23 protein-coding genes and 1 tRNA gene are annotated in these 26,105 nt (G+C 67.8%); 8 read left to right on the top strand and 16 right to left on the bottom strand.

Features of this window, described 5'->3' with window-relative positions; translation table 11 throughout:
* Nucleotides 1-96 precede the first annotated feature (96 nt).
* Both HWX55_RS17365 and HWX55_RS17360 read left to right on the top strand, forming a co-directional pair.
* A complete protein-coding gene (locus HWX55_RS17365; RefSeq protein ID WP_175976604.1) occupies nucleotides 97-1,518 on the top strand; it encodes an AmpG family muropeptide MFS transporter in 1,422 nt (473 codons plus the stop codon).
* Nucleotides 1,508-2,557: a M48 family metallopeptidase gene (locus HWX55_RS17360; RefSeq protein ID WP_175976603.1), complete on the top strand. Its 1,050-nt coding sequence runs from the start codon at nucleotides 1,508-1,510 to the stop codon at nucleotides 2,555-2,557. The genes HWX55_RS17365 and HWX55_RS17360 overlap by 11 nt, the downstream gene beginning before the upstream one ends.
* Nucleotides 2,558-2,585: 28 nt before the next feature.
* On the opposite strand, the gene HWX55_RS17355 is transcribed toward HWX55_RS17360, so the two are convergent.
* Entirely contained in the window at nucleotides 2,586-3,530 is a 945-nt protein-coding gene (locus HWX55_RS17355) for an AraC family transcriptional regulator (RefSeq protein WP_175976602.1), read from the bottom strand.
* A 227-nt stretch (nucleotides 3,531-3,757) separates the two neighbouring features.
* Between HWX55_RS17355 and HWX55_RS17350 the strand changes: the two genes are divergently transcribed.
* Entirely contained in the window at nucleotides 3,758-4,810 is a 1,053-nt protein-coding gene (locus HWX55_RS17350; protein ID WP_126363909.1) for an NAD(P)-dependent alcohol dehydrogenase, read from the top strand.
* A gap of 86 nt (nucleotides 4,811-4,896) precedes the next feature.
* Here HWX55_RS17350 and HWX55_RS17345 read toward each other — a convergent pair whose 3' ends face one another.
* The 5 genes from HWX55_RS17345 to gatC all read right to left on the bottom strand — a co-directional run bounded on the left by HWX55_RS17345 (nucleotide 4,897) and on the right by gatC (nucleotide 9,998).
* Nucleotides 4,897-5,670 carry an exodeoxyribonuclease III gene (locus HWX55_RS17345; protein ID WP_124681017.1) on the bottom strand — a complete coding sequence of 258 codons (774 nt, stop codon included), beginning with the start codon at nucleotides 5,668-5,670 and terminating at the stop codon, nucleotides 4,897-4,899.
* A gap of 41 nt (nucleotides 5,671-5,711) precedes the next feature.
* The gene (locus HWX55_RS17340) at nucleotides 5,712-6,551 is read right to left on the bottom strand and encodes a polyphosphate kinase 2 family protein (RefSeq protein WP_050011134.1); all 840 of its coding nucleotides are present in this window, start codon (nucleotides 6,549-6,551) and stop codon (nucleotides 5,712-5,714) included.
* 118 nt (nucleotides 6,552-6,669) lie between these two features.
* Nucleotides 6,670-8,142, bottom strand: a complete 1,473-nt coding sequence (gene gatB, locus HWX55_RS17335) for an Asp-tRNA(Asn)/Glu-tRNA(Gln) amidotransferase subunit GatB (protein WP_175976601.1) — start codon at nucleotides 8,140-8,142, stop codon at nucleotides 6,670-6,672.
* A gap of 2 nt (nucleotides 8,143-8,144) precedes the next feature.
* Entirely contained in the window at nucleotides 8,145-9,635 is a 1,491-nt protein-coding gene (gatA, locus tag HWX55_RS17330; RefSeq protein ID WP_006494379.1) for an Asp-tRNA(Asn)/Glu-tRNA(Gln) amidotransferase subunit GatA, read from the bottom strand.
* 69 nt (nucleotides 9,636-9,704) lie between these two features.
* Complete coding sequence (gatC, locus tag HWX55_RS17325) at nucleotides 9,705-9,998, bottom strand: Asp-tRNA(Asn)/Glu-tRNA(Gln) amidotransferase subunit GatC (protein WP_175976600.1); 294 nt, start codon at nucleotides 9,996-9,998, stop codon at nucleotides 9,705-9,707.
* Between the two features lie 367 nt (nucleotides 9,999-10,365).
* Between gatC and HWX55_RS17320 the strand changes: the two genes are divergently transcribed.
* The 5 genes from HWX55_RS17320 (at nucleotide 10,366) to rodA (ending at nucleotide 16,582) form a co-directional block, all read left to right on the top strand.
* Complete coding sequence (locus tag HWX55_RS17320; protein ID WP_004189550.1) at nucleotides 10,366-11,409, top strand: rod shape-determining protein; 1,044 nt, start codon at nucleotides 10,366-10,368, stop codon at nucleotides 11,407-11,409.
* 127 nt (nucleotides 11,410-11,536) lie between these two features.
* Complete coding sequence (gene mreC, locus HWX55_RS17315; RefSeq protein ID WP_175976599.1) at nucleotides 11,537-12,529, top strand: rod shape-determining protein MreC; 993 nt, start codon at nucleotides 11,537-11,539, stop codon at nucleotides 12,527-12,529.
* Nucleotides 12,526-13,038, top strand: a complete 513-nt coding sequence (gene mreD, locus HWX55_RS17310; RefSeq protein ID WP_006477476.1) for a rod shape-determining protein MreD — start codon at nucleotides 12,526-12,528, stop codon at nucleotides 13,036-13,038. The genes mreC and mreD overlap by 4 nt, the downstream gene beginning before the upstream one ends.
* Nucleotides 13,039-13,139: 101 nt before the next feature.
* Nucleotides 13,140-15,422 carry a penicillin-binding protein 2 gene (gene mrdA, locus HWX55_RS17305; RefSeq protein ID WP_175976598.1) on the top strand — a complete coding sequence of 761 codons (2,283 nt, stop codon included), beginning with the start codon at nucleotides 13,140-13,142 and terminating at the stop codon, nucleotides 15,420-15,422.
* An 11-nt stretch (nucleotides 15,423-15,433) separates the two neighbouring features.
* Entirely contained in the window at nucleotides 15,434-16,582 is a 1,149-nt protein-coding gene (gene rodA / locus HWX55_RS17300) for a rod shape-determining protein RodA (protein WP_175976597.1), read from the top strand.
* Nucleotides 16,583-16,649: 67 nt separating this feature from the next.
* Here the strand turns inward: rodA and HWX55_RS17295 are convergent, their stop codons facing one another.
* The 10 genes from HWX55_RS17295 to rsmB all read right to left on the bottom strand — a co-directional run bounded on the left by HWX55_RS17295 (nucleotide 16,650) and on the right by rsmB (nucleotide 26,006).
* Complete coding sequence (locus HWX55_RS17295) at nucleotides 16,650-17,405, bottom strand: tetratricopeptide repeat protein (RefSeq protein WP_175976596.1); 756 nt, start codon at nucleotides 17,403-17,405, stop codon at nucleotides 16,650-16,652.
* On the bottom strand, nucleotides 17,402-18,187 hold the full coding sequence (locus HWX55_RS17290; protein ID WP_050011128.1) for an aldolase/citrate lyase family protein: 786 nt from the start codon (nucleotides 18,185-18,187) through the stop codon (nucleotides 17,402-17,404). Before HWX55_RS17290 ends, HWX55_RS17295 begins: the two co-directional genes overlap by 4 nt.
* A 333-nt stretch (nucleotides 18,188-18,520) precedes the next feature.
* The gene (gene queD, locus HWX55_RS17285; RefSeq protein WP_006477472.1) at nucleotides 18,521-18,973 is read right to left on the bottom strand and encodes a 6-carboxytetrahydropterin synthase QueD; all 453 of its coding nucleotides are present in this window, start codon (nucleotides 18,971-18,973) and stop codon (nucleotides 18,521-18,523) included.
* A gap of 18 nt (nucleotides 18,974-18,991) precedes the next feature.
* Nucleotides 18,992-19,624 carry a 7-carboxy-7-deazaguanine synthase gene (gene queE, locus HWX55_RS17280; protein WP_175976595.1) on the bottom strand — a complete coding sequence of 211 codons (633 nt, stop codon included), beginning with the start codon at nucleotides 19,622-19,624 and terminating at the stop codon, nucleotides 18,992-18,994.
* A gap of 76 nt (nucleotides 19,625-19,700) precedes the next feature.
* Nucleotides 19,701-20,435 (bottom strand): 7-cyano-7-deazaguanine synthase QueC, encoded by a 735-nt coding sequence (queC, locus tag HWX55_RS17275; RefSeq protein WP_175976594.1) that lies wholly within the window; start codon nucleotides 20,433-20,435, stop codon nucleotides 19,701-19,703.
* 350 nt (nucleotides 20,436-20,785) lie between these two features.
* Nucleotides 20,786-20,861: transfer RNA gene (locus HWX55_RS17270), tRNA-Phe, on the bottom strand.
* A 60-nt stretch (nucleotides 20,862-20,921) separates the two neighbouring features.
* Nucleotides 20,922-21,623 (bottom strand): response regulator transcription factor EsaR, encoded by a 702-nt coding sequence (gene esaR / locus HWX55_RS17265; RefSeq protein ID WP_006495385.1) that lies wholly within the window; start codon nucleotides 21,621-21,623, stop codon nucleotides 20,922-20,924.
* Nucleotides 21,624-24,038 (bottom strand): sensor histidine kinase EsaS, encoded by a 2,415-nt coding sequence (gene esaS / locus HWX55_RS17260; protein WP_089491792.1) that lies wholly within the window; start codon nucleotides 24,036-24,038, stop codon nucleotides 21,624-21,626.
* Nucleotides 24,028-24,618, bottom strand: a complete 591-nt coding sequence (locus HWX55_RS17255) for a DUF4390 domain-containing protein (RefSeq protein WP_006477467.1) — start codon at nucleotides 24,616-24,618, stop codon at nucleotides 24,028-24,030. The genes esaS and HWX55_RS17255 overlap by 11 nt, the downstream gene beginning before the upstream one ends.
* A complete protein-coding gene (rsmB, locus tag HWX55_RS17250; protein ID WP_175976593.1) occupies nucleotides 24,615-26,006 on the bottom strand; it encodes a 16S rRNA (cytosine(967)-C(5))-methyltransferase RsmB in 1,392 nt (463 codons plus the stop codon). Before rsmB ends, HWX55_RS17255 begins: the two co-directional genes overlap by 4 nt.
* Nucleotides 26,007-26,105: the final 99 nt, after the last annotated feature.

The following is a 26,105-nucleotide window of genomic DNA, read 5'->3' as shown; positions in this document are numbered from 1 at the left end:
AGATCCGGCCCGCCCGCGCGCGCGGCCGCCCCTCCCGCGCCGTGCGCGCCGCCTGCGCTGCCGCCGCCATCAGTCAACGCTACCCAGCTCCAGTCCATGTCGAAAACGCCACACGAGGCGCCCGCACTCACCGCTCACGAGGATCACCCCGGCTGGCGCGCCTATCTGAACACGCACATGCTGATCTGCGTGTTTCTGGGCTTCACGTCGGGGCTGCCCCTGTTCACGCTCGTCTACCTCGTGCAGGCGTGGCTGCGCTCCGAGGGCGTGAACCTGAAGGAAATCGGCCTGTTCGCGCTGATCCAGTTCCCGTATACGTGGAAGTTCCTGTGGGCGCCGCTGATGGACCGCTACATCCCGCGCCTGCCCGGCTGGCGGCCGGGCCGCCGGCGCGGCTGGCTGCTGCTCACGCAGCTGCTGGTCGCAGGCGCGATCGCCGCGCTCGGCTTCGTGTCGCCGCGCGACTCGATCTGGACGGTCGCCGCGCTCACCACGCTCGTCGCGTTCTTCGGCGCGAGCGCCGACATCGTGATCGACGCGTATCGCCGCGAGTTGCTGCGCGACACCGAGCAGGGCCTCGGCAACGCGGTGCACGTGAACGCGTACAAGCTCGCCGCGCTGATCCCCGGCTCGCTGGCGCTGATCCTGTCCGACCACCTGCCGTGGGATGCCGTGTTCGCGATCACCGGCGCCTTCATGCTGCCGGGCATCCTGATGACGCTCGTCGTGCGCGAGCCCGAAGTGGTCGGCACGCCGCCGCGCAACCTGCGCGACGCGATCGTGCTGCCGTTCCGCGAATTCATCCAGCGCGACGGCTGGGCCGGCGCGCTGCTCGTCATCGCGTTCATCTTCCTGTTCAAGATCGGCGACACGATGGCCACCACGCTGTCGACGTCGTTCTTCCTCGACATCGGCTTCACGCGCACCGAGATCGGCATCGTCGCGAAAACCACCGCGCTGGTCGCGAGCGTCGCCGGCGGCATCATCGGCGGCGTCTGGCTCGTGAAGATCGGCATCGGCCGCGGGCTGTGGATCTTCGGCGCGCTGCAGATGGTGTCGACGCTCGGCTTCGCGTGGCTCGCGCAGCTCGGCCCGGGCTCGCCGGTGCTTGCGGTGCTGTACGACTTCACGGTCGCGGCCAGCCACGCGCTCGCGTCGTTCATGTCGGTGTTCGGTATCGAGATCACGCCAAGGCTGAGCCCGATGACAGTCGCGCTCGCGATCGTCTACGGCTTCGAAACCTTCACGACCGGCCTGACGATGGCCGCGTTCGTCGCGTATATCGCGAGCACGACCGACCCGCGCTATACGGCTACGCAGTTCGCGCTGTTCACGAGCCTCGCGTCGGTGCCGCGCACGCTCGCGTCGGCCGCGAGCGGCTTCGTCGTCGCGAAGATCGGCTGGTACGACTATTTCATCGTGTGTACCGCGCTCGCCATCCCCGGCATGCTGCTGCTGTTCAGGATCGCGCCGTGGAACGGTACCGCGCGCAACGGCGAGGCGAGCCGTGCGCGGTAACCGCCCGCGTCGGCTCGCACACGCGGCGGTGGCGTTGAGCGTCGGCGCCGCGGCGCTGGCCGCGACGCTCGCGCACGCGACCGACACCGGCGCGACCGCGGCAGGCTCCGCGCCGGCCGCCGCCCAGACCGCGCCGCCCGCCGCTGCAACCTCTGCCGCGCCCGTCCCGCCGTCCGCCGAAGGCGCGCAGCCGACCGGCGCCGCGGTGCCGGCAAAGGCCTATACGCCGACGCCGCCGCAAGTCCGCTACGGCAACGCGATCGCGTTCCGCACGCTGATCCCGTCGCCGCTGCTTGAACAGCTCACCGCGAACGAATACGCGCAGATCGTGCAGACGGCCGCCGACAGCAACCGGCTGCTGCCCGCGAACCAGCCGCGCGTGAAGCGCCTGCGCGCGATCGTCGCGAAGCTCGCGCCGTATTCGGTGAAGTGGAACGACCGCGTGAAAAGCTGGGCGTGGGACGTGAACGTGATCCGCTCGCGCGACATCCGCCTGACCTGCCTGCCGGGCGGCAAGGTGCTCGTGTACGGCGGCATGCTCGATCGCGTGCGCCTGAACGACGACGACTTCGGCGTGCTGCTCGCGCACGGCATCGCGCACGCGCTGCGCGAACACGCGCGCAGCAACTTCAGCGTGGCCTCGCAGACGTCGCTGCGCGCGGCCGCGCTGCCGCCGCTGTTCGGCGTCGGCGATCCGCTGCCGCAGGCGCTGAACCTCGGCGAGCGCCTGCAGTCGCTCCACTACGATCCGACCGACGAGACCGAGGCCGACGTGATCGGCGGCGACATCGCCGCACGCGCGGGCTTCGATCCGCGCGCGGCGATCACGCTGTGGGACAAACTCGCGGTCGCGACGCGCGCGAACAAGACGTCGGGCTTCATCTACACGCACCCGTACAGCACCGCGCGCCGCCAGGATCTGCTGAACCGGCTACCGGACCTGATGCCGCTGTACGCGAAGGCGACGGGCAAACGCGTCGAATCGCTGCCCGACTATGCGGGCATCAGCGCGCAGCGGCGCAAGATCGTGCGGCGCTGAGCCGCCGGGCGAGACGCAAGACAAGACGCTACGCGTGCGCGTCGGCCGTCGCCGGGCGCACGCCGCTGTCACGCATCCAGCGCACTTCGTCTCCGGGGCTGCGGCCGAACAGCCGCTTGAACTCGCGGCTGAACTGCGACGCGCTCGCATAGCCGACCCGCGCGGCCGCCGCGCCGGCGCCCACGCCGTCGCGCACCATCATCAGCCGCGCCTGGTGCAGCCGCGCGGTCTTCACGTACTGCATCGGCGACGTCGCCGTCACGTGCTTGAACTGCGCGTGGAACACCGCGAGGCTCATCCCGGCCTCGCGGGCGAGCGTCTCGACGTCGAGATCGGCCTTCAGCTCCGCATGGATGCGCCGCAACGCCTTCGCGATGCGGCCGAAATGATGCTGCTGCACGAGCGCCGCGCGCATCGCGTCGCCCTGCTCGCCGGTCAGCACGCGATACGCGATCTCGCGCATGATCGCCGGCCCCAGCACGCGCGTGTCGTGCGGCGACGCGAGCGCTTCGAGCAGCCGCACGACCGCATCGGCCAGCGGCGCATCGAGCGGCGTCGAGTAGACGCCGAGCGGCTCGCTGACGGCCGCGCCGAGCGTCTCGTCGAGCAGGATCGCCAACTCGGCAATAACCGCCAGATCGACGCGGATCGAGATCGCGAGAAACGGCTCGTCCATGCTCGCGAACGTCTCGCATTCGAACGGCAGCGGCACCGACAGCACCAGATACTGCTGCGCGTCGTACACGAACGAGCGGTCGCCGAGATAGCCGAGCTTGCGGCCCTGGCACACGACGATGATGCTCGGCTCGTACAGCACGGGCATGCGCGGTACGGAATGGGTGACGCGAATGAAGCGCACGCCGTCGAGCGCCGCGAGCGTGTCGCCCTCGTTCGGCGCGAGGCGCGTGTGCAGGTCGATCATGCGGCGCTGCAGGCGCTCGCCCGCGTCGGCCAAAAGGGGTTGGAAGCTCATCGGTGCGGCCCTGTCCGGCAAGAGAATCTGGCTCGCAATGTAGCACCGTGAACGCGTTTTGACGGCTGTTCGCGGGCAATTCGAGAGGAATAGGCAAATCTTCCAGACCTTCGGGTATTTCGCCGCGGCGGTGCGCTCCTTACGATAGGCACCTGTCTCGCCGCACCGCCACAGGGTGCGGCGGCAGTCTGTTTCACCGGACGTTTTCCGGACAAGGAGCCCATTGCATGAGCACAACCTATGCCTACGCGGCGACCGATGCGCAGTCGCCGCTCGCCCCGTTCGAATTCCAGCGTCGCGCGCTGCGCGACCTCGACGTCCAGATCGACGTCCTCTACTGCGGCGTCTGCCACTCGGACCTTCACCAGGCGCGCAACGAATGGCGCAACACGATCTACCCGGTCGTGCCGGGCCATGAAATCGTCGGCCGCGTGACCGCGACCGGCCCGCAGGTGTCGCGCTTCAAGGTCGGCGAGCTGGTCGGCGTCGGCTGCCTCGTCGATTCGTGCCGCACCTGCGCAAGCTGCGAAGAAGGCCTCGAGCAGTATTGCGAAAACGGCTTCGTCGGCACCTACAACGGCCAGGATCGCGTGACGGGCGACATCACTTACGGCGGCTACTCGACGCAGCTCGTCGTCGACGAAGCATTCGTGCTGCGCGTGCCGGACACGCTCGATCCGGCCGGCGCCGCGCCGCTCCTGTGCGCGGGGATCACGACCTACTCGCCGCTGCGGCAGTGGAACGTCGGCCCCGGCAAGAAGGTCGGCATCGTCGGCCTGGGCGGCCTCGGCCACATGGGCGTGAAGCTGGCCCGCGCGATGGGCGCGCACGTCGTGCTGTTCACGACGTCGCCGTCGAAGATCGAGGACGGCAAGCGGCTCGGCGCGCATGAAGTAGTGATCTCGAAGGACGAAGCGCAGATGAACGCGCACCTGAACAGCTTCGACTTCATCCTCAACACGGTCGCCGCGCAGCACGACCTGAACCCGTTCCTGAACCTGCTGAAGCGCGACGGCACGATGACGCTCGTCGGCGCGCCCGAGCACGACCATCCGTCGCCGCAGGTGTTCAACCTGATTTTCAAGCGCCGCCGCCTCGCGGGCTCGCTGATCGGGGGGATCGCGGAAACGCAGGAAATGCTCGATTTCTGCGCGGAGCACGGGATCACGTCCGATATCGAGACGATTCCGATGCAGCAGATCAACGCCGCCTACGAACGGATGCTGAAGAGCGACGTGAAGTACCGGTTCGTCGTGGATATGGCGTCGCTCAAGCAGTAAGCCGCGCCCCAAACGAAACGGGCCACATGTTCGACATGCGGCCCGTTTTGCATGCGGCGGCTACGCGCACCGCGCAGCGCCGGCCGTCACTTCGTGTAGTCGTAGTCGATCGTCAGCGGCGCATGATCGCTGAACTTGATGTCCTTGAAGATCGACGTGCTTTTCGCGGTGCCGGCCACGCCCGGCGTCGCGATCTGGTAATCGATCCGCCACCCGACGTTCTTCGCGTACGCCTGACCGCGGTTGCTCCACCACGTGTACTGCTCGGGGCGTTGATCGAGCGTGCGGAACACGTCGACGTAGCCGACGTCGTCGAACAGCCTCGTGAGCCACTCGCGCTCTTCCGGCAGGCAGCCGGAGTTCTTCTGGTTGCTCTTCCAGTTCTTGATGTCGATTTCCTTGTGGACGATGTTCACGTCGCCGCACAGGATCACCTCGCGCTTCTTCTTCAGCGCGGCGAGATGCGGCATGAATTCGGCCATGAAGCGGTACTTGGCCTGCTGACGTTCTTCGCCGCTCGAGCCGGACGGCACGTACACCGACACGACCGACAACTTGCCGTAGCGCGCCTCGACGTAGCGCCCTTCGGGATCGAATTCGCTGCTGCCGAAGCCGATGATCACGTCGTCGGGCTCGCGGCGGCTGTACACGCCCGCACCGCTGTAGCCCTTCTTCTCCGCGTGGTGGAAATAGCTCTTGAAGCCGTGCGGCTCGACGAATTCGGCCGGCAGGTCGTCGGCCGACACCTTGATTTCCTGCACGCACACGCAATCGGCGTTCTGTTCGCCGAGCCAGTCGAAGAAGCCCTTCTTCGCGGCGGAGCGGATGCCGTTCAGGTTGGCGGTAATCACTCGCATCATGTCGGGTTCCGTTCAGTTCGATGTTTTTACAGGGGGGCAGCTTAACGGATCTTCACGCCTTCGAGTTCGGGCTTCGGCGGCGGGAATTCCAGCTTCATGTCGGTCATCGTGCGCAGCAGCAGTTCGGCGATCATCACGTTGCGGTGCGTCTTCGAATTCGCCGGGATCACGTACCACGGCGCATGCTCGGCCGACGTCGCGGCGAGCGCGTCGCGGTACGCGGACTGGTACGCGTCCCAGTGCTTGCGCGCGTCGAGATCCGAGATGTCGAATTTCCAGTGCTTGGTCGGATCGTCGATGCGCGCCTGCAGCCGCGCGCGCTGCTCGTCCTTCGAAATGTGCAGGAAGCACTTGACGATGGTCGTGCCGTTCTCGAACAGCATCGTCTCGAAATCGCGGATCTGCCGGTAGCGGCGCTCGCATTCCTTGTCGTCGATCGCACCGAGCACGCGCGGCACCAGCACGTCCTCGTAGTGGCTGCGATTGAAGATCGCGAGTTCGCCCGCCGCCGGCACCTGCGCATGCACGCGCCACAGGAAGTCGTGCGCGGCCTCGATCGGCGTCGGCGCCTTGAACGGCACGATGCGCAGGCCGAGCGGATCGACCTCGCGGAACACCGCGCGCACGGTGCCGTCCTTGCCGCTCGTGTCCATCCCCTGCAGCACGAGCAGCACGCGCTTCTTCTGCTGCGTGTGCAGGCGCTCCTGCTGGACGTCGAGCTCGGTCGACACGGCCGACAGCCGTTCGCGGTCGGCCTCCTTCGAACCGGACGAAAACGGCTTCGCGGCCGGGTCGAACGCGTCGAGCTTGAATGCGGCGGCTTCCTTGTCGCGCGTGCTGTAGGGCACGCGGAAATCGTCGAGCGACGGTTGTTTCGCCATTCGTTCCTCCGTTGGACGGTGCGATGCATACGATAACGCATCCACCAAACGCGACGGGCCGCCCCGAACTGATTCGGAGCGGCCCGTCGTCAAGCGCGGTTCAGGCGCGCGCGCATGTTCAGCCGAGCTTCTTCTTCAGCAGTTCGTTGACCTGCTGCGGATTGGCCTTGCCCTTGGTCGCCTTCATCGCCTGGCCGATCAGCGCGTTGAACGCCTTTTCCTTGCCCGCGCGGAATTCCTCGACTGACTTCGCGTTCGCCGCGAGCACTTCGTCGATGATCGCTTCCAGCGCGCCGGTGTCGGAGATCTGCTTCAGGCCCTTCGCGTCGATGATGCGGTCGGCCGCCCCGTCGTCGGTCGCCTTCTCGTCCCAGATCGTCGCGAAGATTTCCTTCGCGATCTTGTTCGAGATCGTGCCGTCGGCGATGCGCTGCAGCAACAGCGCGAGTTGCGCGGCCGACACCGGAATCGCGTCGATCTCGATGCCGTCGCGGTTCAGTTGCGACGACACGTCGCCCATCAGCCAGTTCGCGACGATCTTCGCATTCGCCGCGCCGGCCTTCGCGACCACCGCTTCGAAGTACGCGGCCATCGCCTTGCTCGACGTCAGCACGCCCGCGTCGTACGCGGACACGCCGTACTCGTCGACGAAGCGCTGCTGCATCGCGGCCGGCAGTTCGGGCATGCCCGACTGCACACGCTCGACCCAGTCCTGGCCGATCACGAGCGGCATCAGGTCGGGGTCCGGGAAGTAGCGGTAATCGTGCGCGTCTTCCTTGCTGCGCATCGAACGCGTCTCGCGCTTGTCCGGATCGTACAGGCGCGTTTCCTGCACGACTTCGCCGCCGTCCTCGATCAGCTCGATCTGGCGGCGCACTTCGTAGTTGATCGCTTCCTCGAGGAACCGGAACGAGTTCAGGTTCTTGATTTCCGCGCGCGTGCCGAACTTCTCCTGGCCGACCGGGCGCACCGACACGTTCGCGTCGCAGCGGAACGAGCCTTCCTGCATGTTGCCGTCGCAGATGCCGAGCCACACGACGAGCGCGTGCAGCGCCTTCGCATAGGCCACGGCCTCGGCCGCGCTGCGCATTTCCGGTTCGGTGACGATCTCGAGCAGCGGCGTGCCGGCACGGTTCAGGTCGATGCCCGTCATCCCGGCGAAGTCTTCATGCAGCGACTTGCCGGCGTCTTCCTCGAGGTGCGCGCGGGTCAGGTTGACGGTCTTCTCGTACGCGGCCTTGCCGGCCTTTTCGTTGGCCGGCACCTGGATCGTGATCTGGCCGCCCTGCACGACCGGAATCTCGTACTGGCTGATCTGATAGCCCTTCGGCAGATCGGGGTAGAAATAATTCTTGCGCGCGAAGATGCTGCGCGGCGCGATGGTCGAGCCGATCGCGAGGCCGAAGCGGATCGCCCGCTCGACCGCGCCGCGGTTCAGCACCGGCAGCACGCCCGGCAGCGCCAGGTCGACCGGGCACGCCTGCGTGTTCGGCTCGGCGCCGAACTGCGTCGAGGCGCCCGAGAAAATCTTCGAGACGGTCGACAGTTGCGCGTGCGTCTCGAGACCGATAACGACTTCCCATTGAGTCATGCTTACACCCCCGCCGGAACTTGCTTGTGCCAGTCGGTCGCGCGCTGGAACGCGTCGGCGACCTGCAGCATCCGGGCTTCGTTGAAATAGTTGCCGATGATCTGCAGGCCGACCGGGCGCTGCGCGTTCGCGCCCGCGCCGAAGCCGCACGGCACGCTCATGCCGGGCAGGCCCGCGAGGCTCACCGACAGCGTGTAGATATCGGCGAGATACATCTGCACCGGATCGTCGCCCTTCGCGCCGAGATCCCATGCGACCGTCGGCGACGCCGGGCCCATGATCACGTCGCAGGACTTGAACGCTTCCTGGAAATCGTTCGCGATGATGCGGCGGATCTTCTGCGCCTGCAGGTAGTACGCGTCGTAGTAGCCGTGCGACAGCACATACGTGCCGACCAGGATGCGGCGCTTCACCTCGGGCCCGAAGCCTTCGGCGCGCGACTTCTTGTACATGTCGAGCAGGTCGCCGTACTGCGCGGCGCGGTGGCCGAAGCGCACGCCATCGAAACGCGACAGGTTCGACGACGCTTCCGCCGGCGCGATCACGTAGTACACGGGGATCGACAGTTCCGTCTTCGGCAGCGACACCGGCACGAGCGTCGCGCCGAGCGCTTCGTATTGCTTGAGCGCCGCGTCGATCGTCGCGCGCACGTCGTCGGCGAGGCCGGCGCCGAAATACTCGTTCGGCAAGCCGATGCGCAGGCCCGCGAGCGGCTTGCCCGCGTCGTTGCCGGCCGCCCACGGCTGGCCGAGGTGGCGCGTGAAGTCTTCGTCGTCGCGCTCGAGGCTCGTCGAGTCGCGCTCGTCGAAGCCGGCCATCGCGTTCAGCAGCAGCGCGCAGTCGGACGCGCTCTGCGCCATCGGGCCGCCCTGGTCGAGCGACGACGCGAACGCGATCATCCCGTAGCGCGACACGCGGCCGTAGGTCGGCTTGATGCCCGTCACGCCCGCGAACGACGCGGGCTGGCGGATCGAGCCGCCGGTGTCGGTGCCGGTCGCGGCCGGCGCGAGGCGCGCGGCGACGGCGGCCGAGCTGCCGCCCGAGCTGCCGCCCGGCACCGCGTTCGTGTCCCACGGGTTCTTCACCGCGCCGAACGCCGAATTCTCGTTGGACGAGCCCATCGCGAACTCGTCCATGTTGGTCTTGCCGAGCGTGACCATGCCGGCCGCCTGCAGGCGGGCGACGACGGTCGCGTCGAACGGGCTCTCGTAGTTCGCGAGCATCTTCGAGCCGGCGGTCGAGCGCCAGCCGCGCGTGACGAACACGTCCTTGTGCGCGATCGGCAGGCCGGTCAGCGCGCCGCCCGCGCCGCGGGCGAGTTCCGCGTCGGCGGCTTTCGCCTGCGCGAGGGTGAGGTCGGCGTCGACGTGGACGAACGCGTTCAGGTCGCGCGCGGCGTCGATCCGTTTCAGGTAGTGCTGCGCGAGCTCGACGGCCGAGCATTCCTTGGCGGCGAGCGCGGCGCGCAGTTCGGTCAGGCTTTTTGCGTGCATTGAGTGGTTTTCCTGGGAATTCTGGGTGGCGCGCGGCGCTGGACGGCCGGCGCGCTTGTCATCGAATGCTTACTCGATCACCTTCGGCACGAGATAGAGGCCGTCCTGGACGGCCGGCGCCGGACGCTGGTTGTCGTCGCGATCGACGACTTCCGTCACGGCGTCGTCGCGCAGGCGCTGCGCGACTTCCTGGATCTGTTCGATCGGGTGGGCGAGCGGCGCGATGCCGGCGGTGTCGACCGCCTGCATCTGTTCGACGAGGCCGAAGAATTCATTGAGCTGGCCGAGCATGTGCTCGGCGTCGGCCATTTCGAGTCGCGCCAGGTGCGCGATGCGTTTCACATCGGTCAGGGTCAGGGCCATGCGATCACCGGAAAAACAAGGCTGCGCAGTGCATCGACGACAGCACTGCGGCGGGGGGTTGGAGGGTGCGATCCCACCCTCAAAAATCGGGGCCGAAGCGGCAAAAATACCGCCCGTTTCGATTCAAATACCGAGAAATTATAAGGTATCATTACGCGTTCGACCCAAACCCGGCAGCCTTTTCCCGCACCGTTTCGCCCTGTTTCGGCAAGCCGTGCGTGCTTCGTGCGATCCCCGGTAGACATCACTCGCAGCTTCGTGCGCCGCGGCGGCCGCTTCCGCCACGCTTCCCGAGGCTGTTATTTTTTCCGCTGCCGCCCTCAGCGCTCGCTATGCAGGGCCGGCCCAGAGCGAAACAGGATTCTGAATGTTCGGTTTTTTGCGCAGCTACTTCTCCAACGATCTCGCGATCGACCTCGGCACCGCAAACACCCTGATCTACATGCGCGGCAAGGGCATCGTCCTCGATGAGCCGTCCGTCGTGTCGATCCGCCAGGAAGGCGGCCCCAACGGCAAGAAGACGATCCAGGCGGTCGGCAAGGAAGCCAAGCAGATGCTCGGCAAGGTGCCGGGCAACATCGAGGCGATCCGCCCGATGAAGGACGGCGTGATCGCCGACTTCACCGTGACCGAGCAGATGATCAAGCAGTTCATCAAGACGGCCCACGAGTCGCGCATGTTCTCGCCGTCGCCGCGCATCATCATCTGCGTGCCGTGCGGCTCGACCCAGGTCGAGCGCCGCGCGATCAAGGAAGCGGCGCACGGCGCCGGCGCGTCGCAGGTCTATCTGATCGAGGAGCCGATGGCGGCCGCGATCGGCGCGGGCCTGCCGGTGTCCGAAGCCACCGGCTCGATGGTCGTCGACATCGGCGGCGGCACGACCGAAGTCGGCGTGATCTCGCTCGGCGGCATCGTGTACAAAGGCTCGGTGCGCGTCGGCGGCGACAAGTTCGACGAGGCGATCGTCAACTACATCCGCCGCAATTACGGGATGCTGATCGGCGAGCAGACCGCCGAGGCGATCAAGAAGGAAATCGGCTCCGCGTTCCCGGGCTCCGAAGTCAAGGAAATGGAAGTGAAGGGCCGCAACCTGTCGGAAGGCATCCCGCGCAGCTTCACGATCTCCAGCAACGAAATCCTCGAAGCGCTGACCGATCCGCTGAACCAGATCGTGTCGTCGGTGAAGATTGCGCTCGAACAGACGCCGCCGGAACTCGGCGCCGACATCGCCGAACGCGGGATGATGCTGACGGGCGGCGGCGCGCTGCTGCGCGACCTCGATCGCCTGCTCGCGGAAGAAACCGGTCTGCCGGTGCTCGTCGCCGAAGATCCGCTCACCTGCGTCGTACGCGGTTCGGGCATGGCGCTCGAGCGCATGGACAAGCTGGGCAGCATCTTCTCGTACGAGTGATCGCCTAAGCAGTCCCGTTTGATATGACGCACCCGCGGCGTGGCCGGATCGCTCGTTCAGAACGAACCGCCGCGCCGTTTGCGCGTCTGAGCATTATTTAACCGATCACACGCGCCCGGCGCCGACCATGGAATACAGTCCGCCGCCCCTCTTCAAGCAAGGTCCGCCCGCGCTCGCGCGGCTCATCTTCTTCGTCGCCCTCGCCATCGCGCTCCTCGTGTCGGACGCGCGCTTCAGCACGCTCGAAATCGTGCGCGGCGTGCTCGGCACCGTGCTCTACCCGCTGCAACGCGCGGCGCTCGTGCCGCGCGACCTGTTCATGGGCGCGGCCGACATCGCCGTTACCGGCGCGTCGCTGCGCCACGAGAACGACGACCTGCGCAAGCGCAACCTGCAACTGTCCACGCAGGCCAACCAGGCCGCCGTGCTCACGCAGGAAAACGCGCATCTGCGCGCGGTGCTCGAGCTGCGCCAGCACATCGCGACGCAATCGACGCCGGTCGAGATCCAGTACGACACGAGCGATCCGTTCACGCAGAAGATCGTGGTCGGCCAAGGCTCGCAGCAAGGCATCCAGGACGGCTCGCCCGTCGTCAGCGAGGACGGCGTGATCGGTCAGGTCACGCGCGTGTTCCCGCTGCAATCCGAAGTCACGCTGATCACCGACCGCGATCTCGCGATCCCCGTGCAGGTGCTGCGCACCGGCCTGCGCAGCGTGATCTACGGCACGCCGAAGGGCGATTCGCTCGACCTGCGCTTCGTGCCGACGAGCGCGGATCTCGTCGTCGGCGACGAGCTCGTCACGAGCGGCCTCGACGGCGTCTATCCGCCCGGGCTGCCGGTCGCGAAGGTCGTGCGCGTCGACAAGCTCGCCGATACCGCGTTCGCCCGCGTGACCTGCGCGCCGGTCGCAGCCGTGCGCGGCGCGCGCCAGATGCTCGTGCTGCATTACCGCAACGACATCCCGCCGCGCCCGGCCGAGCTTGATCCCGCGACCGAGAAGAACGCGAAGGGCAAGAAGGGCGCGAAAGCCGCCGCGAAGGGCGACAAAGCGGAGAAAACCGACAAGGCCGACGCGAACGCGAAGCCCGCCGCCGGGCAATCAGGAGCCCAGCGATGAACCGCCCGCAATACATCCTGCAGCCGGTCAATCCGTACTTCATCGTCTTCAGTCTCGCCGCCGCGTTCCTGCTGAACCTGATGCCGTGGGGCCGCCTGCCCGGCGTGCCCGACTTCGTCGCCCTCGTGCTGCTGTTCTGGAACATCCACCAGCCGCGCAAGGTCGGGATGGGCGTCGCGTTCGCGCTCGGCATCCTGATGGACGTGCACGACGCGGGGCTGCTCGGCGAGCACGCGCTCGCCTATACGCTGCTGTCGTACGGCGCGATCACGATCCACCGCCGCGTGCTGTGGATGCCGATCGGCGTGCAGGTGCTGTACGTCACGCCGCTGCTCGTCGCCGCGCAGCTCGTGCCGTTCGTGATCCGCCTGCTGATGGGCGCCGCGTTCCCCGGCTGGCGCTATCTGGTCGACGGTTTCGTCGAAGCCGCGCTGTGGCCGATCGCGAGCCACCTGCTGCTGATGCCGCAACGCCGCCCGGTCGACCCGGACGATACGCGACCGATCTGAGCCGGACCGACCTTGAATACCCGCCGCCCCCACGCCCGCCGCGCGCCGCGCTCCGGGGCGGCACCTCGCCCGCGCCCGCGCGCGGGCCAGATTGCCCTTAAATGACCGAATTCAACGACACCCAACAGCAGCTCTCGAGGTTCCGCCTGCGCGTCGCGGCGGCGGGCGTGTTCGTGTTCGTCTGCTTCGGGCTGCTCGCGAGCCGCTTCTTCTACCTGCAGCTGATGCAGCACGGCAAATACGCGCTGCAGGCCGAGGAAAACCGCATCTCCGTCGCGCCGATCGTGCCGAACCGCGGGATCATCACCGACCGCAACGGCGTGATCCTCGCGAAGAACTACTCGGCGTACACGCTCGAGATCACGCCGTCGAAGCTCGACGACACGCTCGACAACACGATCGACAAGCTGTCCGAGATCATCCCGATCGACGCACGCGACCGCCGCCGCTTCAAGAAGCTGCAGGAAGACTCGAAGAACTTCGAGAGCCTGCCGATCCGCACGCGGCTCACCGACGCGGAAGTCGCGCGCTTCACCGCGCAGCGTTTCCGCTTCCCCGGCGTCGACGTGCGCGCGCGGCTGTTCCGCCAGTACCCGCTCGGCATGACCGCCGCGCACGTGATCGGCTATATCGGCCGGATTTCGAAGCGCGACCAGGATCGCATCGACGCGATGAGCGACGACAACGACAGCGACCAGGAGCACTACGATCCGCGCCGCGACGCGAACAACTACAAGGGCACCGACTACATCGGCAAGATCGGCGTCGAGCAGAGCTACGAAACCGAGCTGCACGGGCTGACGGGTTTCGAGGAAGTCGAGGTGACGGCCGGCGGCCGGCCGGTGCGCACGCTGTCGCGCACGCAGGCGACGCCCGGCAACAACCTCGTGCTGTCGCTCGACATCGGGCTGCAGCAGGTCGCCGAGCAGGCGTTCGCCGGCAAGCGCGGCGCGCTCGTCGCGATCGAGCCGAAGACGGGCGACGTGCTCGCGTTCGTGTCGTCGCCAAGCTTCGACCCGAACTCGTTCGTCGACGGCATCGACCAGCAGACCTGGGACGAGCTGAACAACTCGCCCGACAAGCCGCTGCTGAACCGCCCGCTGCACGGCACCTACCCGCCCGGCTCGACGTACAAGCCGTTCATGGCGCTCGCAGGCCTGACGCTCGGCAAGCGCACGCCGGGCTGGGGCTTCCAGGATCCCGGCTACTTCACGTTCGGCGGCCACACGTTCCGCAACGACGTGCGCTCGGGCCAGGGCTGGGTCGACATGAACAAGGCGATCATGGTGTCGAACGACACCTACTTCTACATGCTCGCGCGCGACCTCGGCGTGAACGCGATCGCGAACTTCATGAAGCCGTTCGGCTTCGGCCAGATCACCGGGATCGACATCCAGGGCGAGGCGCGCGGGATCCTGCCGTCGACCGACTGGAAGAAGAAGGCGTTCAAGAAAGCGGCGCAGCAGAAGTGGTTCGACGGCGAGACGATCAGCCTCGGGATCGGCCAGGGCTACAACTCGTTCACGATCCTGCAGCTCGCGCATGCGACGGCGACGCTCGCGAACAACGGCGTCGTGATGAAGCCTCACCTCGTGAAGGAAGTCGAGGATCCGATCTCGCGTGCGCGCCACCTGACTGTGCCGAAGGAAAGCGACGTGATCCCGCTGAAGGCGGCCGACATCGACGTCGTGAAGCGCGGGATGGAGAACGTGATCGAGAACCCGTCCGGCACCGCGTACAAGGTGTTCCGCGGCGTGCCGTACCTCGCGGCCGGCAAGACCGGGACCGCGCAGGTGTTCTCGCTGCAGGGCTCGAACTACAAGGGCCACCTGCTCGCCGAGCACCTGCGCGACCACGCGCTGTTCATCGCGTACGCGCCGGTCGACCATCCGCAGATCGCCATCGCGCTGGTCGTCGAGAACGGCGGCTGGGGCGCGCAGGCCGCCGGCCCGATCGCGCGGCGCGTGCTCGACTACTACCTCGTCGAGCGCCAGAACCCGAAGAACGAAGCCGCGGCCGTGGCCGCCGCGGCGTCGGCCACCGAGCCGGTGAGCGCGCCGGTGGTCGGCGACACGTCGAAGCCCGCCACGATCGCGGCCGGCTTCACCGCGCTGCCGCAGCCGGTCGTGCCGTCGGCGGCCAGCGCGGCCGATGCGGCATCGGCTGCATCTGGGACGTCGGGTGCCTCGGGGCCGGCTAGCGCCACCGCGCCGGCCGACGCGAGCGCCGCGGCGCCGATGGCCGCGAGCCTGCCGCCGATCCGGCGCCCGCACCGGCCGCGCCGGCCCGCCAGCGACGCGCAGCCGGTCGTCGCCACGCCGCGGGACGACAACCACCGTGCAACGGCCCCCGCGAAAGCGGCGGACGCCGGCACCGCTCATTAACGGAGAAAGGCATGCAATTCGACAAGCGCGCCTGGCTCGACAAGATCAAGCAGATGTTCGCGGGCTTCGACCGCCCGCTCGCCCTCATCGTGTTCCTGCTGCTGTGCGTCGGCATCGTCACGCTGTACAGCGCGTCGATCGACGTGCCGGGCCGCGTCGAGGACCAGTTGCGCAACATCCTGCTGACGTTCGTGCTGATGTGGGTGATCGCCAACATCCCGCCGACCACGCTGATGCGCTTCGCGGTCCCGCTCTACACGTTCGGGGTCGCGCTGCTGATTGCCGTCGCGCTGTTCGGGATGACCAAGAAGGGCGCGAAGCGCTGGCTGAACGTCGGCGTCGTGATCCAGCCGTCGGAAATCCTGAAGATCGCAACGCCGCTGATGCTCGCGTGGTACTACCAGCGCCGCGAAGGCGGGCTGCGCTGGTACGACTTCGTCGCCGCGTTCGGGATCCTGATGGTGCCGGTCGGGCTGATCGCGAAGCAGCCCGACCTCGGCACGGGCCTGCTCGTGTTCGCGGCCGGCTTCTTCGTGATCTACCTCGCCGGCCTGTCGTTCAAGCTGATCGTGCCCGTGCTCGTCGCGGGTGTAATCGCGGTCGGCTCGATCGCCGTGTTCGAGGAGCGCATCTGCCAGCCCGACGTGCAGTGGCCGCTGATGCACGACTACCAGAAGCACCGCGTGTGCACGCTGCTCGACCCGACGTCCGACCCGCTCGGCAAGGGCTTCCACACGATCCAGGCCGTGATCGCGATCGGCTCGGGCGGCGCGCTCGGCAAGGGCTACCTGAAAGGCACGCAGGCGCACCTCGAATTCATTCCGGAAAAGCACACCGACTTCATCTTCGCGGTGTTCTCCGAGGAATGGGGGCTCGCCGGCGGGCTCGTGCTGCTGACGCTGTACATGGCGCTGATCGCACGCGGCCTCTACATCGCCGCGCAGGGCGCGACGCAGTTCGGCCGGCTGCTCGCGGGCTCGCTCACGCTCGCGTTCTTCGTCTATGCGTTCGTCAACATCGGGATGGTGAGCGGCGTGCTGCCGGTCGTCGGCGTGCCGCTGCCGTTCATGAGCTACGGCGGCACCGCGCTCACGACGCTCGGCATCGCGATCGGGATGATCATGAGCGTCGGGCGGCAGCGGCGGCTGATGAAGAGCTGACCGCGCGGCCTGTCCCGCGACACACGAAAACGGCGCCCCGGCGCCGTTTTTCATTGGGCCAGGCCGCTTACTGCGGCGGCGCGTACGGCTTGCCTGGCTGCACCGCGCCGGCGCCCGATGCCGGCGTCGGCGCCTTCAGCCGCGCGCTCAACTCCTTGAATTTCAACCCGGCCGTCTCGTCGCCCTGCGCGGCCGCCGCCGCGTAATACGCGCGCGCGATGTTCAGGTTCTGCGCGACGCCGTCGCCGCCGCGCTCGTAGAACGACGCGGTCACGTACTGCGCGACGGGATCGCCGGCGTCGGCGGCCTGCTTGTACCACGTGAACGCCTGCCGGTTGTCGCGCGGCGTACCGCGCCCGTCGAGGAACTGGTTTGCGAGCGACAGCTCGGCCTGCACGTGCCCCTGCTTCGCGGCCCGCAGGAACCAGCGATGCGCTTCGGCCGGGTTGCGCGCGACGAACTCGCCGTCGTCGAACATCCGGCCGTACACGTACTGCGCGTGCGACATGTTCGCGTCCGCCGCGCGCTTGAGCCAGCGCACCCCTTCGTCGACGTTCGCCGTCACGCCTTCGCCCGTCAGCAGCATCATCGCGTAGTTGAACTGCGCGAGGCGATCGCCGCGCTCGGCCGCATCGTGGAATTGCACGAGCGCCGCGCGATAGTCGCCGGCGTTGTAGTCGGCGACCGCCGATTGCGTCTCGCGCGCCGGATCGGGCTTCGCTTGCGGCACGCCCTGCGCGGCGGCCGCCGCCCACACCGCCCACAGCCCGACCATCGCCCCGATCCGCAGCCGCCTGCGGCACGCAGCGTCTGCTCCGTTCATGACCGTACCTCCTGCAACGCCTGCCGCGTCGCGCGCAACAGCCAGCTCACGTCGGCCGATACGGTGATCATCCGGTATCCGGCGTCGCGATACTGGCGCGCGGCCGCCGTATCGCCGGCGAAGATGCCGACCGCGACGCCCGCCTGCTTGCCGGCCGCGAGCACGCGCGCCATCGCGGTTTCGACGTCCGGGTGGCGGATATCGCCGAGATGCCCGAGGCTCGCCGCGAGATCGGCCGGGCCGACGAACAGGCAATCGACGCCGGGCGTCGCCGCGATCCGCTCGACTTCGTCGACGCCGCGCGCCGATTCGACCTGCACGACCACCGCGACTTGCGCATTCGCCGTCTGCAGGTAGTCGCGGCGCATGCCGAATGCCGCCGCGCGCACCATGCCGGCCACCCCGCGCAGCCCGTCCGGCGACTCCGGCGACGGAAAGCGCGTGAGCCGCACCGCGTGCGCGGCGTCGTCGGGCGACTCGATACACGGGAACATCAGCGTGCGCGCGCCGGCGTCGAGCGCGCGCTTCACGAGCCACGGCTCGCGCGCCGGCACGCGCACGACCGGCTCGCTCGGCAGGTGCGCCGCGGCGATCGCGCGCAGTTGCGATGCCACGTCGCGACTGTCGTTCGGCGCATGCTCCATGTCGATGCAGAGCCAGTCGTAACCGGCATGCGCGAGCGCTTCCGCGGCCGAGTCGCTGCCGAGCGACAGCCACAGGCCGTACAGCGGCTCGTCACCGTCGCGCAGGCGTTGTTTGAGGGAATTGGTGAGCGTGCTCATCGATACGGCCTCCGGAACGGAACGGCAATCGAACGGGACAAGCAACAGGCGAAGCGAAACGCGCACCGCCCAAGCAATCGAAGCATGGCGGCGGCGGCAGACCGCGCGCCGCAGAACGTGAGTCGGACCGGGACGGCCGATCTGACAGCGCGGGCCGCGCGATCGCCCATGCGCGCGTTTTTCGGCGCCGCACGACGATCATAGCGCGGCGGGGTGCTCGATGCGGGAACAGACGGGGGAAGCCGTACCGGCGCGGGACGGCGGGAGGCGACACCGCCAGGCGCGGTGACGGGCAGCCCGCGCCGGACGGCGGGGCTGCCGGTGCAGGCAGGATCAGCGGCCGGGCTGGCGCTCGACGTCGGCCCAGCAGTTCGGCGTTTCGTACAAGCGCACGCGCTCGAGGCGCAGGTTCACGCCGTAGTGCGCGTCGTACACGTTCGCGAGGAGGTCGAACGCGATCGCCGCGAGGTTCTCGACGGTCGGGATCCGGTCGATCACGACGGTCTTGTGGTCGGCCATCTGCTCGAGGAACGAGCGCACGACGTCGTCGCGCGCATAGACCAGGAACGCGTGGTCCCACTTGCTGACGAGGTGCTCCATCGCGAGCGCCTTCACGTCGGCGAAATCCATCACCATGCCGCGGTCGGGCGCGCCCTCGGTATCGACGAGATCGCCGCGCAGCGTGATTTCGAGCACGTAGCGATGGCCGTGCAGGTTCCTGCACTGGCTGCGGTGATCGGGAATGCGGTGGCCCGCGTCGAATTCGAGTTTTCGGGTAATCAGCACGATGTCAAAGGCCGTGGCTCAGGGAATGTTCAGATATTTGTGGGTCTGCATCGACAGCCGCCACTGCGGATGACGCTTGCACCAGTCGATCGCGAGCTTCGTGTTGAGGTCGCGCGACGGGCCGTCCATCGGCTGCACGAGAAAATACTCGAAATCGAGCTTCGCGTAGTCGGCGAGCCGCTGGTTGTCCTGCGGCACGACGACCTTCAGTTCGTTGCCCTTCGTGACGACGAGCGGCGCATCGGCCTTCGGGCTCACGCAGATCCAGTCGATCGTGTCGAGCACCGGCAGCGAACCGTTGGTCTCGATCGCGATCTCGAAGCCGGCCGCATGCAGCGCGTCGACGAGCGGCTGGTCGAGCTGCAGCATCGGCTCGCCGCCCGTGCAGACGACGAAGCGGTGCGCTTCGCCGTCCGGCCACAGGCCGGCGATCGTCGCGACGAGCGCGGCGGTGTCCTTGAACTTGCCGCCGTTCTCGCCGTCGGTGCCGACGAAATCCGTATCGCAGAAGCGGCACACGGCCTCCGCACGATCCTCTTCGCGGCCCGACCACAGGTTGCAGCCGGCGAACCGGCAGAACACGGCCGGCCGGCCCGCATTCGCGCCCTCGCCCTGCAACGTGTAGAAAATTTCCTTGACCGCGTAAGTCATCGTGCTTCGTCCGGCTCGCGCCGCTCGTTGTCGATCAGAATCCGTTGTCCATCAAGCGCTGCCCGCGCGAGCCGCGTCACAGCGGCGCTTCGGTCACCCGCTCGCCCTTCAGGTAAGCCTCGTAGCCGCGCTTGCGCAGCTTGCAGGCCGGGCATTCGCCGCAGCCGAAGCCCCAGTCGTGCAGCTCCGCGCGCTCGCCCACGTAGCACGTGTGCGTCTCGACGCGGATCAGTTCGACGAGCGCGTCGCCGCCGAGCTGTTCGGCGAGCTGCCAGGTCTGCGCCTTGTCGAGCCACATCAGCGGCGTCTCGAGCACGATGCGCGTATCCATCCCGAGATTCAGCGCGACCTGCAGCGCCTTCATCGTGTCGTCGCGGCAGTCCGGATAGCCGGAGAAATCGGTCTCGCACATCCCGCCGACCAGCACGCGCAGCCCGCGGCGATAGGCGATCGCCGCGGCGATCGTCATGAACATCAGGTTGCGGCCCGGCACGAACGTGTTCGGCAGGCCGTTGGCCGTCGTCTCGATCTCGATCGTGCGCGTCATCGCGGTATCGCTGATCGCGCCGAGCACCGACAGGTCGATCATGTGATCGTCGCCGAGCCGGTCCGACCACGCGGGAAACTTGCGCTTCAGCGCTTCGCGCACGCCTTCGCGGCACTCGAGTTCGACGCGATGACGCTGGCCGTAATCGAAGCCGAGCGTCTCGACCGTCTGGTAGCGCTCGAGGGCCCATGCCACGCACGTGGCGGAGTCCTGCCCGCCGGAAAACAACACGAGCGCGCCGTCTTTAGCGTCTGTCCGAATCACCGTGATACTCCGTGAATGTGTAGGCTCGCGTCGCACTGCGCCCCGAGGCCGGCTGCCGCCGGACGGCCGACGCGGCCGGCCTGCGCCGGCCCGACCAGTATAGGCAGCGCGGTTGGCCGCGAACGCGGCGGCGCGCTTATACCGCTCATCGCGCGGCATCGTGGCCGCGCGCCGCGGCAGGTGCGCCGCGGGCAGCCTGCCATGCGCATGAAGCGATGCGCTAAGTCATTGAGCGGGCACGGATTTTATCATGCCCCGGCGAATGCTGCCGGGCCCGCCGCTCACGACGCGCGATATCCACCACAAACGAAAAACCCCAAGAACCTTCCGATTCTTGGGGTTTTAAATGCTGGTGGCCTGGGACGGAATCGAACCATCGACACGCGGATTTTCAATCCGCTGCTCTACCAACTGAGCTACCGGGCCAACGAAGAATGAAAGTATATCGAGCTATTCGGCCCCGAGCAAGTGCTTTTGCGAAATTTTTTACAGCGCACCTTCTGACGGTTTCTTGCCGAGCTCGACGCCGAGTTGCTTCAGCTTGCGATACAGGTGCGTGCGCTCGAGGCCCGTCTTCTCCGCGACGCGCGTCATGCTGCCGTTCTCGCGCGCGAGGTGATATTCGAAGTACGCGCGCTCGAACGCATCGCGCGCCTCGCGCAACGGGATGTCGAACGGGATCGCGGCCGTCTGGCCCGCGAGGCCGAGCGCCGACGCCATGTCGTCGCCGAGCGTCGGCAGCGCCGCCGCGGACGCGACCGCCGCCGGCCCCGCGGCCTGCCCGCCGCCCGCCTTCGCCGCCGCGTTCGCGGACACCGGCGCCGCGCCGCGCGCCAGCCCGTGCTCGACCGACTTCAGCAGCTTCTGCAGCGCGATCGGTTTCTCGAGGAAATCGAGCGCGCCGATCTTCGTCGCCTCGACGGCGGTGTCGATCGTCGCGTGCCCGGACATCATGATCACGGGCATCGTCAACAGCCCCTGCGCCGCCCATTCCTTGAGCAGCGTGACGCCGTCGGTATCGGGCATCCAGATATCGAGCAGCACGAGATCGGGCGCCTGATTCAGCCGGTATTCCCGCGCGGCCTGCGCGTTCTCCGCCGCCTCGACGACATGTCCTTCATCGCTGAGGATCTCCGAGAGCAATTCCCGGATGCCCATTTCATCATCTACCACCAGGATGGTTGCCATTTACGCTGCCTTTGTCTGCTCACTTGCTTTTGTCTTGGCGGGAGTCGCCCCGTCCTGCGCACCGGGTTCGGCGCCTGGCGTATCGCTCGCCATCTGCAGGAACAGGATCGACACCTGCGCACCCTCGACGGTCTCGCCGTGCATGCGATTGCGCAGATCGATCCGCGCGCCGTGCTCGTCAACGATTTTCTTGACCGTGGCCAGCCCGAGCCCCGTGCCCTTCGCCTTCGTCGTCACGTAAGGCTCGAACGCGCGGGTCAGGATGCGTGCCGGAAAACCGGGCCCGTTGTCGGACACGGTCAGACGTACCGCGACGCGCGTTTTGCCCTCGGCGTCGGGGTCGCCATATTCTACTGTCTTGGTTTCGATCAACACACGCGGATGCGCGGACTCCGCAACCGAATCCTGCGCATTCTGCAGCAGGTTGTGAATCACCTGGCGCAATTGCGTCGCGTCGCCGCGAATCACCGGCAGCGACGGCGCGAGTTCGGCGACGATCGGGTTCTTGCCTTCGCCGACGCCGTACAGCCCGAGCACCTCGCTCGCCAGTTCGTTCAACTGCAGGTTCGCGAGCACCGCCGGCGGCGTGCGCGCGTATTCGCGGAAATCGTCGACCATCCGCTTCATCGCGGCCACCTGGTTCACGATCATCGTCGCGCCGCGCTTGAGCACGTCCGCGTCGGGCGGTGAGAGCTTGTCCGACAGCTTCATCTGCAGCCGCTCGGCCGACAGCTGGATCGGCGTCAGCGGATTCTTGATCTCGTGCGCGAGCCGCCGCGCGACCTCGCCCCACGCGACCGAACGCTGCGCGGAAATCACGTCGGAGATGTCGTCGAACACGACGACGTAGCCGGACGTCTGCGGATCGTCGGCCTGCCCCTCGACCGTCGACACGAGCCGCGTGCCGCGCACGAGCAGCGTCAGCGGATCGGTTTCGCCCGGCACCTCGATCGCGAACTGCTGCTGCCAGTGGCCGCGATCGCCGCTGCCGCCGTCGGACGCCGCCTCGCGATCGGCGAACGCCTTGCGCACCATCGCGCCGAACCCGGCGGCCACGCCGATCCGGTCGAGCGTCGTGCCGATCAGCGAGTTGAACGGCTGCCGGAAGATCCGCTCGGCGCCGCGATTGGCCGTCGTCAGCCGGAACTGGCGGTCGAGCACGAACACGCCGGCCGTCAGGTTCGCGAGAATGCTCTCGAGATACGTCTTCGAATGCTCGAGCGCGATGCGGTTCTTCTCGACCGCGAGCCGCGCCTCCGACAACTGGCGCGTCATCGCGTTGAACGACTGCGTAAGGAAGCCGAGCTCGTCGCGCGTCTTGATCTCGCGCTTCGGCGTGTAGTCGCCTTCCGTGATCTCCTTCGTGCCCTGCGCGAGCAGGAACAGCGGCCGCGCGAGCTGCTGGCCGAGCGCGAGCGCGAGCATCATCGCGATGAAGGTCGCGAGGAACAGCGCGAGCGTCAGCGTGCCGATGTACATCTTGCGTAGGCCGGTGCGGCCGAGCGACTTTTCCTGGTACTCGCGGTACGCGCGCTGCACGGCGTCCGCATTGTGCGCGAGCCCGGGCGGCACCGGCTGCGTGAGCTGCAGGAACCGCTCCGCCGGCTGCAGCAGCGACGTCGTCGCATCGGGAATCGGCCGCACGACGCGCAGCCGCAGCGCGCCCTTCGCACCGTGCGCGCGCGGGTCGCCGTCGACTTCGCCCTCGATCGCCGCATACGCGCCGTGTTCGCGTGCCTGGCTCAGCATCAGCGGCGTCGGCAGGTCGTCCGGAATCAGCGCCGCGAAATTGCCCGACGCCTGCGCGACGATGTGCAGGTCGGGCGCGGCACCCGAGCCGCCGCGGCTCGGCTCGACGATCGTCGCGTCCTGCACGCCGAACTGGTCGCGCAACCGCAGCAGCGTGAGCGTCGTGCCGTTCGTGTTCGCATCGACGCTCGCGAGCTGGTCGGACATCAGCCGCGCCTTCGTCTGCAGATCGGACAGCGACGCATCGAGCATCCCGCGGCCGAGGTTCAGGCCGGCCGTCAGCGCCGTCTCGACGTTCACGTCGAACCACGATTCGATACTGCGCGACACGAACTGGTACGACACGATGTAGATGATCCCGCCCGGCACCACGCCGACGAGCGCGAAGAACACCGCGAGCTTCGCGAGCAGCCGCGTGCCGAACTTGCCCTTCCTCAGGCGCACGACGATCATCCCGATCAGCCCGAGCACCACGAGCAGGAACACGAGCGCGACGACGATGTTCGTCGCGTACAGCCACGAGTAGTAGCGGTCGAAGAATTCGGTGTTCGCGCTCGCGGCCGCGAGCAGCACGAGCAGCAGCAGCGCGGTCAGCGCGACCGTCGAGACGATCACGCGGATCAGGAGGCTCTTCCCGCTGGCCGCGCGGCGTACTTTATTTAGCACGTTCGGTCACCGTGAAGTTGAAGCGCTTCCAGTCCGACCCGAGCGTCCAGTCGCGGTTGTTCACGGCATCGACCTGGAACGGCTTCGGCATCAGCGCCGTATCGAGCTGCATCCGCACCGACGCCGTGTAGGTTTCGCCCGCGCGCACCTGGTTGCGGTCGATCACGTGCCACGACGTGATGTGCCGGACCACCGCGAGCGCATCCTTCAGCGACGGGAAGCCGAGCTGCAGGCCGCCCGTCGACACGCGGTACTCGCGCGTGAGCGGCTGGAACGACAGGCGGATCGTCTGCGTGACCGCCACCGGCTGCTCGTCGAACCAGTACCAGCGCGCGCGGCTCAGCTCGAAGTCGGTCGTGAAGTAAAGTGGGATGCCCTTGTTGACGGCATCCTCGAGGTTCGGATTCAGCTCGAAGTCGAACCGTGCGTCGAGGCTCCAGCCGCTTCCGTCGGACTGGAGCGACGCGCGCTGCACGGCGATCGATTCGGCATGCGCCGGCCGGACGACGGCCAGACACAGCGTCAACGCGACCAGCAAGACGGCCGCGAGCCGAAAGGGAAAAAGGTGTTTGATCGTCACCGTTTCTGAAACCGCGCGTAGAAAAATCCGTCGTGATCGGTGTTCTGGTCGAGTGCGCCGGCGGCCGCCCGTCCCTGCACGCCGCCCGGCAGCAGTTGGCCGGGGGCGTCCAATCGTACCGCATCTTCACAGGCCGCTTCAAACCAGCGGGCCTGCCCTTCGCCTTCCTCGGGGAAGATCGAGCAGGTCACGTAGAGCAGTTCGCCGCCCGGCTTCACGAGCGGCCACAGCGCCGACAGGATGCGTCGCTGCTCCGCGACCAGCGCCGGGATGTCGGCCTCGCGGCGCAGCCAGCGGATGTCGGGGTGCCGCCGCACGATGCCGGACGCCGAGCACGGCACGTCGGCCAGGATGCGATCGAACGGACGCCCGTCGTACCATGCGTCCGGCGCGCCGGCGTCGCCGACGCACACGTTCGCGGCGAGCGACAGGCGCACGAGATTCTCGCCGATCCGCGCGGCGCGCGTCGCGTCGCTTTCGAGCGCCACGACTTCGGCATCGGCGAGTTCGAGAATATGGCCCGTCTTGCCGCCGGGCGCCGCGCACGCATCGAGCACGCGCATGCCGTCGCGCGCGCCGAGCCATTCGGCCGCGAGCTGCGCGCCGGCGTCCTGCACCGACACCACGCCGTCGGCGAAGCCCGGAATGCGTTCGACCGGCAGCGCCGACGCGAGTCGCACCGCATGCCGGCCGATTGCGGTCGCTTCGATTCCATTCGCGCGCAGCGTGTCGAGATACGCGTCGACGCTCGCGCGGCGCGCATTCACGCGCAGCGTCAGCGGCCCCTGACGCTCGCCGGCCGCGAGAATCGCCTGCCACGCGTCGGGCCATGCACGCTTCACCGCATCGACCCACCACGCGCGGTAGTTCCAGCGCGCGACCGGGTCGTCCTGCATCGCGGCGACAAGTGCGTCGCGCTCGCGCAGGAAACGGCGCAGCACCGCGTTGACCATCCCCTTCGCGAACGCGAATTCGCGCCGCGCACCGATGACGGTGACGGCCTGGTCGACCACCGTGAACGCCGGGTACGCGGCCTCGTCCGCCGGGTCGAGCAGCAGCGCGAACGCGCCGGCGAGCACCGCGTGCACGTGCGCGGGCGGCGCCTTGCTGACGAACTTGCCGATCAGCCAGTCCGCGCTGCCGAGGCGGCGCATCGTCCGATAGGCGACGTCCTGCGTCGCGCCGCGCGCGAGTGGCTGCGCACCGGATGGCATCTGCGCGAATACCGCCGACAGCGCCGCCGGCAACGCGGTGCCGCGTCGCACCGCATCGACCGCCTGTGCGGCCGCGTCGAGCGCGAAGCCGAGCGAATCGGGCGCCAGGTGCAGCGCAGCCAGGCGCGCCGGGCGGCCGGAGGAAGTCGGAGCGGAAGAACGGGGTCGTGTCATCGGTGCGGAATCGGCAAACAGGCGCGGCAAACAGGCGCGGCAATCGGGTGCGGCAATCGGGTGCGGCAAACGGCGGGATCGCACCCGCCAGATGGCCCG

Origin of the sequence: Burkholderia sp. BCC1047 (genome assembly GCF_902833155.1) — a bacterium.
In the GTDB taxonomy this organism is placed as follows: Bacteria; Pseudomonadota; Gammaproteobacteria; order Burkholderiales; family Burkholderiaceae; genus Burkholderia; species Burkholderia sola.
The sequence above is the reverse complement of the archived record's forward strand: the minus strand, read 5'-3'. Positions and strand labels throughout refer to the sequence as shown.

Bases quoted from the DNA above. Each gene is read 5' to 3' on its own strand.
- HWX55_RS17365 (WP_175976604.1), top strand. From the start codon at position 97: ATGTCGAAAACGCCACACGAGGCGCCCGCACTCACCGCTCACGAGGAT.
- HWX55_RS17355 (WP_175976602.1), bottom strand. From the start codon at position 3,530: ATGAGCTTCCAACCCCTTTTGGCCGACGCGGGCGAGCGCCTGCAGCGC.
- HWX55_RS17350 (WP_126363909.1), top strand. From the start codon at position 3,758: ATGAGCACAACCTATGCCTACGCGGCGACCGATGCGCAGTCGCCGCTC.
- HWX55_RS17345 (WP_124681017.1), bottom strand. From the start codon at position 5,670: ATGATGCGAGTGATTACCGCCAACCTGAACGGCATCCGCTCCGCCGCG.
- HWX55_RS17340 (WP_050011134.1), bottom strand. From the start codon at position 6,551: ATGGCGAAACAACCGTCGCTCGACGATTTCCGCGTGCCCTACAGCACG.
- gatB (WP_175976601.1), bottom strand. From the start codon at position 8,142: ATGACTCAATGGGAAGTCGTTATCGGTCTCGAGACGCACGCGCAACTG.
- gatA (WP_006494379.1), bottom strand. From the start codon at position 9,635: ATGCACGCAAAAAGCCTGACCGAACTGCGCGCCGCGCTCGCCGCCAAG.
- gatC (WP_175976600.1), bottom strand. From the start codon at position 9,998: ATGGCCCTGACCCTGACCGATGTGAAACGCATCGCGCACCTGGCGCGA.
- HWX55_RS17320 (WP_004189550.1), top strand. From the start codon at position 10,366: ATGTTCGGTTTTTTGCGCAGCTACTTCTCCAACGATCTCGCGATCGAC.
- mreC (WP_175976599.1), top strand. From the start codon at position 11,537: ATGGAATACAGTCCGCCGCCCCTCTTCAAGCAAGGTCCGCCCGCGCTC.
- mreD (WP_006477476.1), top strand. From the start codon at position 12,526: ATGAACCGCCCGCAATACATCCTGCAGCCGGTCAATCCGTACTTCATC.
- mrdA (WP_175976598.1), top strand. From the start codon at position 13,140: ATGACCGAATTCAACGACACCCAACAGCAGCTCTCGAGGTTCCGCCTG.
- rodA (WP_175976597.1), top strand. From the start codon at position 15,434: ATGCAATTCGACAAGCGCGCCTGGCTCGACAAGATCAAGCAGATGTTC.
- HWX55_RS17295 (WP_175976596.1), bottom strand. From the start codon at position 17,405: ATGAACGGAGCAGACGCTGCGTGCCGCAGGCGGCTGCGGATCGGGGCG.
- HWX55_RS17290 (WP_050011128.1), bottom strand. From the start codon at position 18,187: ATGAGCACGCTCACCAATTCCCTCAAACAACGCCTGCGCGACGGTGAC.
- queE (WP_175976595.1), bottom strand. From the start codon at position 19,624: ATGACTTACGCGGTCAAGGAAATTTTCTACACGTTGCAGGGCGAGGGC.
- esaR (WP_006495385.1), bottom strand. From the start codon at position 21,623: ATGGCAACCATCCTGGTGGTAGATGATGAAATGGGCATCCGGGAATTG.
- rsmB (WP_175976593.1), bottom strand. From the start codon at position 26,006: ATGACACGACCCCGTTCTTCCGCTCCGACTTCCTCCGGCCGCCCGGCG.